Source organism: Streptomyces sp. NPDC088554, from assembly GCF_044752945.1.
Classification (GTDB): Bacteria; Actinomycetota; Actinomycetes; order Streptomycetales; family Streptomycetaceae; genus Streptomyces.
In genome coordinates this window covers 1-15,487 of sequence record NZ_JBIVMF010000040.1, presented here as the reverse complement: position 1 = coordinate 15,487, position 15,487 = coordinate 1, and the positions used below count along the sequence as shown (strand labels likewise).

The window sequence follows — 15,487 nt, the reverse complement described above, 5'->3', positions numbered from 1 at the left end:
TGCCCGCGGCATCCGTCCGTACGGACTTCGCGCGTGTGGCCCTCGGCGGGGGAGTGTGATGGCCGCTCCGTACGGCTCCCTGCCCTACCGGCATGTGCTGACCCTGCCCGCGATGCCGTCCGCGCTGCGGATGACGCGCGAGACCACGGAACAGGTCCTGGCCGAGTGGGGCATCAGCCTCCGCCACCCCGCCGTCGGCGCGGCCCTGCTGATCCTGGACGAGCTGGTCACCAACAGTGTCCGGCACGCCGCCGCGCTCTCCCCGAACCTCACCGTCATCTACGCGGCGGGCCGCGACACCTTCGCCTTCGCCGTCCACGACCGCCATCCCCACCGGCCCTCCCTCGGTACGGTGGGTGCGGGACCCGTCGGGAACGGGCTCGCCACCGTCATGGAAGTGACCTTGGGGCTGGGCGGCAGCGCGGTCGTACGCGAGGACGGCGACGGTGGGGGCAAGAGCATCTGGATCACCCTGCCGTTGGAAACACCGACATGACATCCGGCGCCTTCGAGGCGTACACGGCGTACGTGGCGTCCTTCTGGCCCGCCGGTAGCCGCGTGCGCAGCAACTGGGTCTTCCACGCGGTCGACTCCCGTACCGAGGGCATGCCCACCCGGGTCATCACCGGTGGTGTCGGTGTGATTCGCGGCGCCACCATGTCCGACCGGCGTCGTCATTTCGTCGAACACCTCGACCACATCCGTACGTTCCTGATGAACGAGCCGCGCGGACACGCGGCGATGAGCGGCGCCATCCTGCAACCGCCCACCCGCCCCGACGCGGACTACGGGGTGCTCTTCATCGAGGCCTCGGGCTGTCTGTCCATGTGCGGACACGGCACCATCGGCGTCGCCACCGTGCTGGTCGAGACCGGCATGGTCGAGGTCGTGGAACCGGTCACCACGCTCCGTCTCGACACCCCGGCCGGGCCGGTCACGGTGGAGGTACGGGTGGAGGACCGCGCCGCGGCCTCGGTCACCCTGAGCAATGTGCCGTCGTTCGCGCTCGGGCTGGACCGGACCGTCACGGCCGGTCCGTGGGGCGATATCGCGTACGACATGGCCTTCGGCGGCAACTTCTGCGCGATCGTCGAACTCGACGCCCTCGGCATCTCCTTCGACAACGAATCGTTCATCGGTACGCACTTCACCGGCCGGCTGGTCGCGCGGGGCGAACTCGCCGGCCGCGCCACCGTGACGCCCACCGTCACCGGCCGCGCCTGGATCACCGGCACCGCCCGTACCACTACGACCCGGCCGACCCCTTCCCCGAGGGCTTCACGCTGTGATGTGCCCCCTGGTACGTCAGGGAGTGGGAAGGCCCGCGGCGATCTGGTCGAACACCTCGCGCAGCACCGGGGCGAGAGGGGTGGACGGATTCGCGCGCAGACAGTGCTCCACGGCCGCGGCGCTGCCGGCCCCGACCACGGAGGCGACCAGCCTCGGATACACATCACGGGCCGGATCGGTGCCGGTACGCTCGGCGACGGCCAGGGTCAGCTCCTGCTGCGCGGCCGCGTTCGCCTTGACGATCTCCCCGTGGAGCGCGGGTTCGGCCAGCATGAGCCGGAGCCCGTCGGTCCAGCGCTGATCGTGGGAGGTCACCGCGCCGGTTTCGCCCTGCGGCACGAACTGGGCCTGTACGGCACCGGTGATGGAGTCCCACAGGGGCTCGGCGGCCGGGCGCGTGCGCAGTTCGTCGGCGATTCGCAGCATGCGTTCCAGATGGCCGGCGGCGATGGCCTCGGCCTTGCTGGAGAAGTAGTTGCGGAAGGTGCGTACGGACACGTTCGCGGCGGCGGCGATGTCCTCCACCGTCACGTTGTCCCAGCCGCGCTGGACGCACAGCAGGATCGTGGCCTGGCTCAGCGCGACGCGGGTCTCCCGCTTCTTGCGCTCCCGCAGCCCCATACGGGCATTGTCTTCCGGTGTCATGCCGATCACCGTAGCAAATGTGCAGATTGGGCAAGGTTGCTTTTTCGGCAAAACGTTACCGAGGTGTGTCGCGAGGGTCCGATTGGTCCGGTCCGGCGGGGGAATTTCTTGTTGGACTGGGCCAATAGGGGGTGTCCGTGGCGGGGGCGCGTAGCTTTGTTGCGAAGGGGTTGCTTGTGAAGAAAATGTGTAAGCGGATATTCTTCTGTAATCCGTCACACATTTTCGAGTAATCGAGGCGGATGGAAGGCGCGAGTGGTGCGCATGTATGTCATGGCCACGGAATGGACGGAGGGTCGGTCGGACGTCGGCGGGCCGCCTGCCATTGCGGCCGACGGCCCGCCGTGAGGGTCCGTGTGATGTGCTCCGTAACTTCCTTCCGGGTATTTTCGCGGGCGTTTCGGCGGTGGCCGCCGAACAGGGCGTGATATGGCCCGTGCGACCGGGATGGAAATGTTGGGAAGGAGAGGGCTGGTGAGGGTCGCCCTTTCCGGACCACCTTTCTGTCTTTCGGTGCGGGTGGGTTCCGGTGGTGGCCGGCTCATCTCCCCGAGGGAGATCACACGGTCTGTGGCAGTTCGATTTGGATATCGATGGGAATTTCCTGGCGGGAGGCGATGTCGAGTTTTCGGTAGACCCGGGTCAGATGTTGTTCCACCGTACTCATGGTGATGTAAAGTTCGGCCGATATTTCCCGGTTGGTAAGGCCCCGGCCGGCCAGGACCGCCACCCTGCGTTCGGAATCGCTGAGCTTCGCTCCGGGATCGGCTTCGTTGCTCTCCTGCCAGCGGGATTCCGGAGGGAGCTTCCGGCTCTGCTGGAGCGGTGTGATCCGCTCCAGCAGGGACTGGGCGCCGCAGTCGCCGGCGATCTGTCCCGCGTTGCGCAGGGCGAGATCGGCGCGGCTGGACTGTCCCAGGCTCCGGTGGACAGCGGCCAGCTCGACCAGGGTCTTGGCCAGTTGCAGCCGGTTCCCGGCCTCCCGCAGTCGTTCGACGGCGCCGCGCAGCAGCCTCAGCCGCTCGGCCGGCTCGGCGAGGAGCGCGCGGGCGTACAGCGTCGTACCGGCCGCTTTGGGGTCGCCGTGGTCGGCCACCGCGTCATGGGCCGTCAGCAGCAGCCGTGCCTGCACGGGGTTGTCGAGCCGGAGCCAGGCTTCGGCGGCGTCGACCCGCCAGGGCAGCTCCGTCGACTCCTCCAGGCCCCAGTACTCGATATGGCGTCCGATGCCGAGGAAGTCGGAGAGCGCGAGATGCGGCCGGTTGATCGCCAGCGAGTAATGCCCCCTGGCCCGCAGGTACACCAGCCCGTGCACGCTCTTGAACAGGGCCTCCGGCGGTGTCCTGTCCAGTAGCCGGGCGGCGTCCTTGTACCGCCCCATCTCGGTGTAGACATGGATCAGGACGGAGACCGGACCGCCGTAGAGATAGGTGCTCGACCACTCCGCGCTGGTGTCCAGGGACATCAACGCGAAGCGCTCCGCCTCGTTCAGCATTCCCTGGCGCAGGGAGATGGTCGCCCGCAGCGCGGCGAACAGCTGCTGCCAGCCGCGGATGCCCCGGGCGACCGCGTCATTGAGGAAACGCTCGCACCAGACGCCCGCCAGATCCTGCCGGCCGCCGCGGACCAGCGTGTCCAGTTCGGACAGGACCAGGCTGAGGGTCATATCGGTCAGGGGAGTGGCCCGCAGCAGCTTCTCCGAATGGGAGGCGTCATGGCCCCCGGCGGAGTTCCCGGCGGGCGGCACCGGGCTCTCCTGCCCCAGGCTGCGGATTCCGGCCAGCCAGGCCCCGGGCGCGCCGCGGCCGGGATAGAAGAACCACGGCCACGCGGTGGAGAGCAGATCCGCGTTGTCGACGTCGCGCAGATCGGCTGTGGCGGCCCGGCTCTCCCGCAGGAGTTCCCAGCCCTCCTCCATCCGTCCGTGCCCGATCAGCAGCTGGGCGAGCAGATACGTATCTGCGGGATCCCGCTCCTCGCCCAGGTCCTGTTGGTCCCGGTAGCCGTTGAGGTACTGCCCCTCGACGGCGAAGAGATCGGTACGCCACATCACCAGCGCGCGTTTGAGCCGGAGACGGGCGCGTTCCCAGGGGTCGGCGGAGGCGTCGTGCGCCAGGGAGAGGCAGGCGTCGGCCTGTTCCGCGTCATCGGATTCCAGGGCTTCGTCGGCGGCGTGGCGCAGGGCGGTGATCTGCCACGGCTGGTCGGCCGAGCCCGCGTCCAGGAGATGGCGGGCGACCGTGCGACTGTCCGCGCCGGTCCGGCTCAGCAGTTTCGCGGCCCGGTGGCGCAGCTCCGCGCGGTGCCTGGGGCCGATGGTCTCCAGGATCGCGCAGTTCACCACGGAGTGGCGGAAGTGCCATTCGTTGACCAGCCCCGCCGCGCTCAGCGCGCGGATGCCCTGGGCGGTCTCGGTGGTCGTACGGTCCAGCAGCCGGGCGAGCAGATCGGGTCCCGAGGACTCGCCCAGGATGGCGATACCGGTGGCGATGGCGACCACGGACGGGTCGTTGCCGTGGACACAGCCGCGCACGGCCTGTGCGTACAGCCCGCCGGGCGCGGGCCAGGGCGCCTGCGCGCAGCCGCCGCCACGGGTCCGCCATTCCTCCAGCAGGGCTCGGATGAGCAGGGGGTTGCCCCCGCTCAGCCGGTAGACGTCCTCGGGGTACGGGTCCGTCTCCGCCGTCTGGTTGAGGGCCGTGATCATCCCCGCGACCTGCTGCCGGGACAGGGGCAGCAGCCTGACGCGGCGGAGGTTCGGCTGACGCAGCAGTTCGAAGTGGAAGTCGGGGCCGAGCGATCCGCCGAGCGACCGCTGTACGAGGACCAGCATCAGCTTGCTGGCCCGCAGCCTGCTCCGGGTGGCTTCCAGCAGCCAGCGCCAGCTGAGGCTGTCGAGGTCCTGGAGGTCGTCGAGGGTGATGACGACCTGCGCCTGGCCGGCCAGGGTCTCCAGGCGGGTACAGAATTCCTGGAACTCGACGGTGGCCGTCGAATTCATCGTGCTGACGCGCGGTACGTAATCGAATCCCAGATCCCGGGCGTCCACGACGACGGCATCACGCAGCCGCGCGTGCTGAACGAAATCTTCCAGAAGGTTGCTCTTTCCACAGCCGGCGCCGCCTTCGATGACCACGGTCGTGGCACCGTTCGATTCGCATTCGGCCAGCAATGACTTGAGTAAACTGAGTTCTGTATTTCGATCAATGAGAGCCATTTTCTTCAAAGCTCCAATCGCATCACACGCGGCCCGCCGGGAGTGGTGCTGTTTTTGGCTCGGGGCGAGGGCCGGAAATATTTGATGAGTCCGGCGGAATATGACTCGGTCCGCTTTTTCATCTGAGGGGGGTGGGGGAGTGCTTTGCTGCTGCTAAATGATCACTGAATGTCCTGCCATTGGGCAACCTTATCGGGAAATTCTTTGCGTTTGGCGTGGACAAACGTAGAGAAACCGTTGCGTCGCCATGCCCAGGGGGATTGGATCTTGGGCGTGTACTCACCGACGCTTCTTCCCGGGCAGCTGTCACCCTCATGTACAACAAGGCACCCTGCGGCCCCTTGAGGGGCAGGCTTCACCGGGAAAGATATCCGGAGAACGTCCCTCCATACATACCTCTCCAATTGATGGAACGGCGGGAGGAATACGAGGAGAGCCCCTCCGGTAACCACCGGAGGGGCTCTGCAGGGCGTGTGACCTGGGGTTTTTACTGTCCGTACAGGGGGGCGCCCGGTCGGTGAGCGGGGGCGTGGTTCATCTCACAATGTGAGCTGGAAGGGCCTGGGGAGGGGTGGAACGGCCGTTCGGACGCTCCGCGCGACCGCTCGTACGGGCGCGGACGGTCGTACGAAGGGGCATGGACCCGCTCGTACGGGCATGGACCCCGCTCGTACGGGCACGGGCTCTCGTGCTGACGGGCACGGGCTCTCGTGCGGATACCCCTCCCGGGCGCGCCGCCCCGGTCCGCGACGGCGGGCCGGGGCGGCGCGGGGGTGTCAGTGGTTGGTTGTCGTGCCGGTCAGTGCCTCTGTGATCCGGCGGAGCACCGCGGGCGCCTGCTCGGTGAGGTAGAAGTGGCCTCCGGGGTACACCTCCATGGCGAAGTCGCCGCGCGTGTGCTCCTGCCACACGCGTACGTCGTCCAGCGATGCCTTGGGGTCGTCATCGCCCACCAGCGCCGTCACCGGACAGTTCACCTGGTGCACCCGCTCCGGGCGGTACAGCTCGGCGGCGCGGTAGTCGGCGCGGAGCGCGGGCAGCACCATGCGCAGCATCTCGTCGTCGCCGAGGATCCGGGTGTCGGTGCCGGCCAGCCGCTTGACCTCGGCGAGCAGGGCCTCGTCGCCGCGTGTGTGCACATCCTCCTCGACGCGGAAACGGGACGGAGCCCGCCTGCCCGAGGCGAACAGCATCACCGGCTCGACCCCGGCCTTCTCCAGCAGGCCGGCCAGTTCGAAGGCGAGCGACGCGCCCATGCTGTGTCCGAACAGGGCCAGTGGCCGGTCGGACCACTCGTTCAGGACCAGCGGCAGCAGCCGGTCGGCCAGTTCGGGGAGGCTCGGGACGCATGGCTCCAGGCGCCGGTCCTGGCGGCCCGGGTACTGCACGGCCAGAACCTCGGTCCGGGGCGCGAGGGCCGCGGAGACCGGAAAATAGAAACTTGCCGAACCGCCGGCATGCGGAAGGCACAACAGCCGTATGTCGCTGTCCTGAGTGGGGTGGTAACGGCGGATCCACAGATCCCCGTCCTCGCTGTGCGCGGTCACGTCCGTCTCCGGATCTCTCGGGGGGTGACTGTTTTCGGAGGCTAACAGCAGACCGGCGCGGTCCGGGCTTCCGAGAGCCCCTGATCCCACCCCCCTACTGTGCACGGTGCCGAGGTCAGGGGTGTCGGGATGCGGTGGTGACCTCGTCTACTTAAATTCCCAAATACCCCAGGGCTGCTCGGTGTGCTGTCTCCCCCGGCGGCTGTTCCCGCTCCCCGGCGGTATCCGCAGGACTCCGACCATCCAGGGGCTCCAGTGACGGACGAAGCACGGCTCGTCGAGTACATCCGCCGTATGACGGGTGATCTGCGCAAGGCGCACAGACGACTCAAACAGCTGGAAGACGCAGGCAGCGAACCCATCGCGATCGTCGGGATCGGGTGCCGGTTCCCCGGCGGGGTGACCGGCCCCGACGAGCTGTGGCGGCTGGTGGACGAGGGACGGGACGCGGTGGGCGTCATGCCGGACGACCGGGGCTGGGACTTCGACGCCCTGTTCGCCCCCGACCCCGACCGACCGGGCACCAGCCACGCGCGCGAAGGCGCGTTCCTGCACGACGCGGCCGAGTTCGACGCCGGGTTCTTCGGTATCTCCCCTCGTGAGGCGCTCGCCATGGACCCCCAGCAGCGGCTGCTGCTGGAGGTGGCATGGGAGGCGCTGGAGCACACCGGGATCGATGCGAGCACCCTGGTCGGCAGCCGTACCGGTGTGTACGCCGGACTCATGTACCACGACTACGCGGGCGAGTTGTCGACCATGCCCGACGAGGTCCAGGGCTTCCTGAGCACCGGTATCGCGGGCAGTGTGGTTTCCGGCCGGGTGGCCTACTCCTTCGGGTTCGAGGGTCCGGCCGTCACCGTCGACACCGCCTGCTCCTCCTCGCTCGTCACACTCCACCTCGCGGCACAGGCGCTGCGGGCCGGTGAGTGTGATCTGGCGCTGGCCGGCGGTGTCACCGTCATGGCCACCCCGTCCACGTTCATCGAGAACTCCCGGCAGGGCGGACTGGCCGCCGACGGCCGGTGCAAGTCCTTCGCGGGCGCCGCCGACGGGACCGGCTGGGGCGAGGGCGCCGCGCTGCTGGTCGTGGAGCGGCTCTCGGACGCCCGGCGCCACGGCCACCAGGTGCTCGCCGTGGTCCGGGGCACCGCCGTCAACCAGGACGGCGCCAGCAATGGCCTGACCGCCCCCAACGGCCCCTCCCAGCAGCGGGTCATCCGTCAGGCGCTGGCCAACGCCCGGCTGACCGCCGCCGATGTGGACGCTGTCGAGGCGCACGGCACCGGCACCCGGCTCGGCGACCCCGTCGAGGCGCAGGCCCTCCTCGCGACGTACGGCCGGGAACGGACCGACGGACATCCGCTGTGGCTGGGCTCGATCAAGTCCAACCTGGCGCACACCCAGGCCGCCGCGGGCGCCGCCGGTGTCATCAAGATGGTGATGGCGATACGGCACGGAAGGCTGCCCCGTACGCTCCATGTCGACGAGGCGACCCCGCAGGTCGACTGGGCCGAGGGCGCGGTCGAGCTGCTCGGCGAGCCCCGTGACTGGCCGGACCTCGGCCGGCCCCGGCGGGCCGCGGTCTCGTCGTTCGGTGTGAGCGGCACCAACGCCCATGTGATCATCGAGCAGGCCCCGGTGGACGGCGAGTCCGGGCAGCCGACGACGCCCGGTACGGCCGGCGAGGCCCCGGAGTCCGGCGCGATCGCCGCGTCCGCCACGGTGGCGCCGGACCCGGGGACCGCCGCCGACCGGGCCGTCCCCCTGCCCGTGGTGCCCGTCCTCCTCTCCGCCCGCGACGCGGGAGCGCTGCGCGCCCAGGCCGTGCGGCTGGGTGAACACCTCACCGCCGAGCCCGGCGGCCAGGACCTGTCCGGCCTCGGCCGCGCCACCGCCACCGCCCGCGCCGCCCTCGAACACCGGGCCGTGGCCGTCGTGGCCGACCGTGACGAACTGTCGCGCTCCCTCACGGCGCTGGCCTCGGCGGAGCCGGCCCCCGGAGTGCTGACCGGCCTTGCCGGGGACCAGGTCTGCGCTTTCCTGTTCACCGGCCAGGGCGCCCAGCGGCCCGGCATGGGGCAGGAGCTGTACGCGACGTTCCCCGGCTACGCGCGCGCCCTCGACGCCGTCTGCGCGGAACTCGACGGACACCTCGAACAGCCCCTGCGCACCCTGATGTTCGCCGAGCCCGGTACCGGCCCCGCCGCGCTGCTGGACGAGACCGCGTACACCCAGGCGGCGACCTTCGCGATGGAGGTCGCGCTGTTCCGGCTGGTCGAGAGCTGGGGCGTACGGCCCCGGTACGTCGCCGGGCACTCCATCGGTGAACTCGCCGCCGCCCATGTCTCCGGCATGCTGACACTGCCCGACGCCTGCGCGCTGGTGGCTGCCCGGGGCCGGCTGATGCAGGCGCTCCCCGAGGGCGGCGCGATGGTCGCCCTGGAGGCGACCGAGGCGGAGGCCGCCCAGCTGCTCGTGGGACAGAAGACCACCGTCGCCCTGGCCGCCGTCAACGGCGAGCGGTCCGTGGTGGCCTCCGGTACGGCCGACGCGGTCGCCTCCGTCGCCGAACACTTCGCCGGGATCGGCCGCCGCACCCGGCGGTTGCGCGTCTCGCACGCCTTCCACTCGCCGCTGATGGACCCCATGCTCGACGAGTTCCGCGACATCGTACGGAAGACGGAGTTCCACCCGCCGGTCATTCCCGTTGTCTCCAGTGTGACCGGCGCCGTCCCGGACGACGAGCAGTGGGCGTCACCCGACTACTGGGCCCGTCAGGTACGGGACACCGTCCGCTTCCACGACCTCACCCGCACCCTTGAGGAGGCGGGTGTCACCGTCCTGTTCGAACTCGGCCCGGACGCCGTGCTCACGGCGATGGCCGACTCCGCCGACACGGCGGACGGTCCGCTCCGGGTGGCCGCCCAACGCCGTGGCCAGCCCGAGCCCCGCGCGCTGGTGACCGCCCTCGGCCGGCTGCACACCCGTGGCGTCCCGGTCGACTGGGCCGCCTTCTACGTGGGCCGGGACGCCCGGCCGGTGCCCCTGCCGACGTACGCCTTCCAGCGCGGGCGCTACTGGCTGCGCCCCAAGCCGGGCGCGGCGGCCGCGGGCGCCGCCGGGCTGCCCGCCGCCGGGCACCCCCTGCTGGGCGCGGCGGTCACGGTGGCCGGCACGGGCACCCTGCTGCTGGCCGGACGCCTCGGTGTGGACACCCACCCGTGGCTCGCCGACCACGCGGTGGGCGGCACCGTCCTCGTCCCCGGCACCGCCTTCGTCGAACTCGCCCTGCACGCCGCCTCCCGGCTCGACACCTCGGCCCGCACCACGCTGACCATCGGCGAACTCATCCTGCGTACCCCGCTGATCCTGCCCGCCACGGGCGGCGTACGCGTCCAGGTGGTCATCGGCGAACCCGGCACCGACGGCGGGCGCGCCTTCCGCGTCGCCTCCCAGCCCGAGACCGCCACCGACGACGAGTGGACCCCGCACGCCGACGGAGTCCTCGGCGGCGAATCCGCCGAGCCCGCCGAACCTGCCGGGGTCACCGGACCGTGGCCACCGGCCGACGCCACCCCGCTCGAAACAGGCTCCCTGTACGACGACTTCGCCACCGCGGGCTTCGCCTACGGCCCCGCCTTCCAGGGTGTCCGCCGCGCCTGGCGCCACGGCTCCGACGTATACGCCGAAGTCGCCCTGCCCGAGCGGGTCGAGGCCGACGCCACGGCCTTCGCCCTGCACCCGGCGCTCGCCGACGCCGCCCTGCACACCGCCGTCTTCGCGGGCGAACCCTTCGCCGCCGCGCCAGGCGAGGGCCGGCTGCCCTTCGTCTGGGACGGGGTGACCCTGCGGGCGACCGGTGCCACCGCACTGCGCGTACGGCTCACCCCCACCGGGCCCGACAGCCTCGCCCTCACCCTCGCCGACCCCACCGGCACCCCCGTCGCGACCGTCCGCTCGCTGACCGTCCGTGCCGCGCCCGCCACCCTCGCCACCGACACCACACCTGGCACCGGACCGGCGGACGGACTCCATCTGCCCGGCTGGGAAACGGTGGAGACCCCGGCCGCGCCCACCGGGGCGCCGCAGCGGTGGGTCCTGGTGGGCGACCGGGGCCACCTGCCCGACCTGCCCGGCGCGTTGTACCGGCCGGAGCTGTCCGCTGTGGACGCCACCGCGGTCGACCGCGTCGCCGTACACCTGGACGCGGCCCTGCCGCCCGGCACCGAACCCGGCGACCCCACCGCCGTGGTGGCCGTACACACCGCCACGGAGCGGGCACTCGACACCGTCCGCCGCTGGATCGCCGACGACGCCTTCGCCGCCGCCCGGCTCGTCGTCCTGCTGCGCGACGCCGTCCACGTCACCGACCGGGACGGCCCGCCCGACCCGGTCGCCGCCGCCGTATGGGGGCTGCTCGGCTCCGCCGCGCACGAGAACCCCGACCGGATCACCGTGCTCGACTGGGACGGCGACCCCCGGTCCGCCGCCGCCCTTCCCCCGGCCCTGGACCTCCCCGAACCCCGGCTGGCCCTGCGGTCCGGCACCGTCCACGTGCCGCGCCTGACCCCGCTCGCCGGCCATCCGGCGCTGCTCCCGCCCGCCGGGCCCGGCCCCTGGGTGCTGGACCGGGTCGGGGAGAGCGGAACCATCGACGACCTGGCGCTCGCCCCAGCTCCCGACAGCCTCGCCGCACCGCTCGGCCCCGGCCAGGTACGGGTCGACGTACGCGCCGCCGGGGTGAACTTCCGGGATGTCGTCGTCGCCCTCGGCCTCGTGCCCGGGATGCGCGGCCTCGGCGGTGAACTCGCGGGCGTGGTCAGCGACGTCGGCTCCGGCGTATCAGGACTGGCACCCGGCGACCGCGTCCTCGGACTGGCCCCCGCCGCCTTCGGGCCGGTCGCGGTCACCGACCATCGCTGGCTCGCGCCGATGCCCGGGAACTGGAGCTTCGAACAGGCCGCCGCCGTCCCCATCGCCTATCTCACCGCGTACTACGGGCTGGTGGACCTCGCGGGCGTACGTCCGGGCCACAAGGTACTCGTCCACGCGGGCGCCGGAGGCGTCGGCACCGCGGCCGTCCAGCTCGCCCGGCACCTGGGTGCCGAGGTGTACGCCACCGCCAGCACCGCCAAACGGGAGGTGCTGCGCGCGGCGGGACTCGACGACGCGCACACCGCGGACTCCCGCAGCCTCGACTTCGCCACCCACTTCCTCGGAACCACGGACGGCCGGGGCATGGACGTCGTACTCGACTGTCTGGCAGGGGAGTTCGTCGACGCGGGCCTACGACTGCTGCCCCACGGCGGCCACTTCCTGGAGATGGGCAAGACCGACATCCGCGACCCCGCCGCCGTCGCCGACACGCACCCCGGCGTCATCTACCAGGCGTACGACCTCCAGGAAGCGTCGCCCGACCGGATGCGCGAGATGCTCACCGAGGTCCTCGGCCTCTTCGAGCGGGGCGCCCTGACCCCACCGCCGCTGACCGTCTGGGACATACGCCGGGCCAGGGACGCCTTCCGGGCGCTCAGCCAGGCCAAACTGGTCGGCAAGGCCGTCCTCGCCCTGCCCCGGCGCCCCGACCCCGACGGCACCTTCGTCGTCACCGGGGCCGGCGGCAACCTCGGCGGACTCGTCGCCCGGCACCTCGTCACCCGGTACGGTGCCCGCAGTCTGCTGCTGCTCGGCCGCCGCGGTCCGGCGGCCCCGGGAGCCGCCGAACTCGACTCCGAACTCCGCGCGTTGGGTGCCGAACACATCGACACCGTCGCCTGTGACACCGCGGACCGGGAGGCCCTGCGCGCCGTACTCGACGGGCTCGACCGGCCGCCGACCGCGATCGTGCACGCCGCGGGCGTCCTCGACGACGGTCTGGCCGCGGGCCTCGGCGACGAACAACTCCACCGTGTCCTGCGGCCCAAGGTCGACGCCGCCGCCCATCTGGACTCCCTCACCCGGGAACTCGGCCACGAACCGGCCCTGTTCGTCCTGTTCTCCTCCGCCTCCGGATTCACCGGAAACCCGGGTCAGGCCAACTACGCCGCCGCCAACACCTACTTGGACGCCCTGGCAGCGCATCGCCGGGACCGGGGCCTCGCCGCCACCTCACTGCTCTGGGGCGCCTGGGAGCAGTCCGGCGGCATGACCGCCGGACTCAGCGACACCGACCAGCGCCGGATGGCCCGGTCCGGGCTCCTCGCCCTGACCCCGGAACACGGACTCACCCTGTTCGACACGGCCCTGGGCGCGGACACCCACGCGGTCGCGCCCATCGCGCTCGACACCACCGCACTGCGCAAACAGGCGGAGGCGGGCGCCCTGCCCCCGATCTTCCGCGGCCTGGTACGGGCACCCGTCCTGCGCCGCGCCGCCACGGCCACCCCGGGCGCCGACGGCGCGCCCGCGTTCGCCGAACGGCTGGCCGCGCTGACCGCCCCCGAGCGCGAACGCCTGCTGCTCGACCTCGTACAGACCCACACCGCCACCGTCCTCGGACACGGCTCCTCCGACGCCCTCGGCCCCCAACGCACCTTCCGTGAACTGGGCTTCGACTCCCTGACCGCGGTGGAGCTGCGCAACAGCCTCGGCGCCGCCACCGGACTGCGGCTGCCCGCCACCCTGGTCTTCGACCACCCCACCCCCCAGGCGGTGGTCGCCCTGCTGGGGACGGAACTCTCCCCGCCCGAGGCATCACCGGTCGATCAGGCGCTGGCCGTCCTCGACAGCCTGGCCCGGTCCCTCGGCGCGGTCCCGGCGGACGACCCGGAGCGCGGACACCTCGACGACCGGCTGCGCACACTGCTGGAGAGCTGGCGGCCCCCGGAGGACGCCACCGCCGGCGGCGATCTCGACACGGCCACCGACGACGACCTCTTCGCCATGGTCGACGACGGCCTGTGACCCCCTGACCCCACCCCCGGGCCCTCCCCGTTCCCCCGCCCCATCCCCCCGCCGAACCACCAGCCTTCCTGACCTGGCTCTCCCGATCGGCCGGAGAGCCGGTACGACCCCCCCGAGGAAGTGACGTACGCATGTCGAGCACATCCGCCACGCCGGATACGCCCGGTACGGCCATGGAGAGCAAGCTCCGCGACTACCTCAAGCGGGCCATCGCCGACGCCCGCGAACTGCGCGAGCGGCTGCGGGAGACGGAGGACAAGGCCCGTGAGCCGATCGCCGTCACCGGCATGGCCTGCCGGTTCCCCGGCGGGGTCGAGTCGCCCGACGATCTGTGGCGCATGGTGGCCGACGGGGTGGACGCGATCTCCGGCTTCCCCGAGGACCGGGGCTGGCCGATCGAGGAGCTGTACGAACAGGCCGACGGCATCGCCTCCTCGGAGACCCTGGAGGGCGGGTTCCTGCGGGGGGTCGGCGGGTTCGACGCGGAGTTCTTCGGTATCTCGCCGCGTGAGGCGCTGGCGATGGATCCGCAGCAGCGGCTGTTGCTGGAGGTGTCGTGGGAGGCGGTGGAGCGTGCGGGCATCGACCCGTCGTCCCTGCGCGGCAGCCGTACGGGCGTCTTCTTCGGCGGCGGATCGGAGGACTTCGTCGGGCTGCTGGCCATGGCCCGCGACGCCGAGGAGAACCCGTCGCTCACCGGTATGACCAGCAGTGTCATGTCCGGGCGGGTCGCGTACACCCTCGGTCTGGAGGGCCCGGCGCTGACCGTCGACACCGCCTGCTCCTCCTCCCTGGTCTCCCTCCACCTCGCCGTGCAGGCGCTGCGGTCCGGCGAGTGCGACTTCGCGCTCGCCGGTGGTGTGACCGTCATGTCCACCCCGGGCATCTTCCCGGAGTTCGCCCGGCAGGGCGGGCTGGCCTCGGACGGCCGGTGCAAGGCGTTCGCCGACGCGGCGGACGGCACCGGCTGGGGCGAGGGCGTCGGTGTGCTCATGGTCGAGCGGCTGTCGGACGCCCGCCGCAACGGCCATCCGGTCCTGGCGGTCGTCCGCGCCTCCGCGGTGAACCAGGACGGCGCCTCCAACGGCATGACCGCCCCCAACGGTCCCTCCCAACAGCGGGTCATCCGAGACGCGTTGGCGAGCGCCGGCCTTGCCGCGTCGGATGTGGACGCGGTGGAGGCCCACGGCACGGGCACCCGGCTCGGCGACCCGATCGAGGCGCAGGCGCTGCTCGCGACGTACGGCCGGGGGCGGCCCGAGGACCGGCCGCTGTGGGTCGGCTCGATCAAGTCCAACATCGGCCACACGGTGGCCGCTGCCGGTGTCGGCGGTGTGATCAAGACGGTCATGGCGCTGCGCCACGGCGTACTGCCGCGCACCCTGCATGTGGACGAGCCGACCCGGCAGGTGGACTGGTCGGCGGGGAACGTGGAACTGCTGACCGAGACCCGTAAGTGGCCGGAGACCGGCCGCCCGCGTCGGGCGGCCGTATCGTCGTTCGGGATCAGCGGCACCAACGCCCACATCATTCTGGAACAGGGCGACGAGGACATCCTCCGCGACGCGGACGGTCCCCGCGACGCGACCGCTCCCCGTGCGGGGAGCGGTGCCGTACGGCCCGTTCCCTGGCTGCTCTCGGCGCGTGGTGAGACGGCCCTGCGCGCTCAGGCCACCAAGCTCCTCACCCACCTCAGGGAACGCCCGGGCGAGTGTCCCGAGGATGTCGGGTTCTCGTTGGTGTCGTCGCGTGCGGCGTTGGAGTGTCGGGCGGTGGTGGTCGGGGAGGGGCGTGGGGGTCTGCTGCGTGGTGTGTCGGCGTTGGCGGAGGGTCGTCCGGATGCGGGTGTGGTGTCGGGTCGGGTCGGTGGTCCGGGTGCGGTGTT

Annotated in this window: 6 protein-coding genes and 1 pseudogene; 4 read left to right on the top strand and 3 right to left on the bottom strand. The window is 71.5% G+C overall.

What is annotated here, in order from left to right:
* Nucleotides 1-58 precede the first annotated feature (58 nt).
* Both ACIP8W_RS29725 and ACIP8W_RS29720 read left to right on the top strand, forming a co-directional pair.
* Nucleotides 59-496, top strand: a complete 438-nt coding sequence (locus ACIP8W_RS29725) for an ATP-binding protein (protein ID WP_402149868.1) — start codon at nt 59-61, stop codon at nt 494-496.
* A 62-nt stretch (nt 497-558) separates the two neighbouring features.
* Nucleotides 559-1,289, top strand: a pseudogene (locus ACIP8W_RS29720) (proline racemase family protein).
* A 16-nt stretch (nt 1,290-1,305) separates the two neighbouring features.
* Here ACIP8W_RS29720 and ACIP8W_RS29715 read toward each other — a convergent pair.
* The 3 genes from ACIP8W_RS29715 to ACIP8W_RS29705 form a co-directional block, all read right to left on the bottom strand.
* Nucleotides 1,306-1,935: a TetR family transcriptional regulator gene (locus ACIP8W_RS29715; protein WP_401955881.1), complete on the bottom strand. Its 630-nt coding sequence runs from the start codon at nt 1,933-1,935 to the stop codon at nt 1,306-1,308.
* A gap of 559 nt (nt 1,936-2,494) precedes the next feature.
* Nucleotides 2,495-5,071: a LuxR C-terminal-related transcriptional regulator gene (locus tag ACIP8W_RS29710; RefSeq protein ID WP_401955882.1), complete on the bottom strand. Its 2,577-nt coding sequence runs from the start codon at nt 5,069-5,071 to the stop codon at nt 2,495-2,497.
* 857 nt (nt 5,072-5,928) lie between these two features.
* Nucleotides 5,929-6,699, bottom strand: a complete 771-nt coding sequence (locus ACIP8W_RS29705) for a thioesterase II family protein (RefSeq protein WP_401955883.1) — start codon at nt 6,697-6,699, stop codon at nt 5,929-5,931.
* Between the two features lie 255 nt (nt 6,700-6,954).
* Between ACIP8W_RS29705 and ACIP8W_RS29700 the strand changes: the two genes are divergently transcribed.
* Together ACIP8W_RS29700 and ACIP8W_RS29695 are read left to right on the top strand one after the other, a co-directional pair.
* The gene (locus ACIP8W_RS29700; protein ID WP_402205424.1) at nt 6,955-13,602 is read left to right on the top strand and encodes a beta-ketoacyl synthase N-terminal-like domain-containing protein; all 6,648 of its coding nucleotides are present in this window, start codon (nt 6,955-6,957) and stop codon (nt 13,600-13,602) included.
* A 131-nt stretch (nt 13,603-13,733) separates the two neighbouring features.
* The coding region (locus tag ACIP8W_RS29695; protein WP_402205422.1) for a type I polyketide synthase at nt 13,734-15,487 on the top strand (1,754 nt) is incomplete at its 3' end.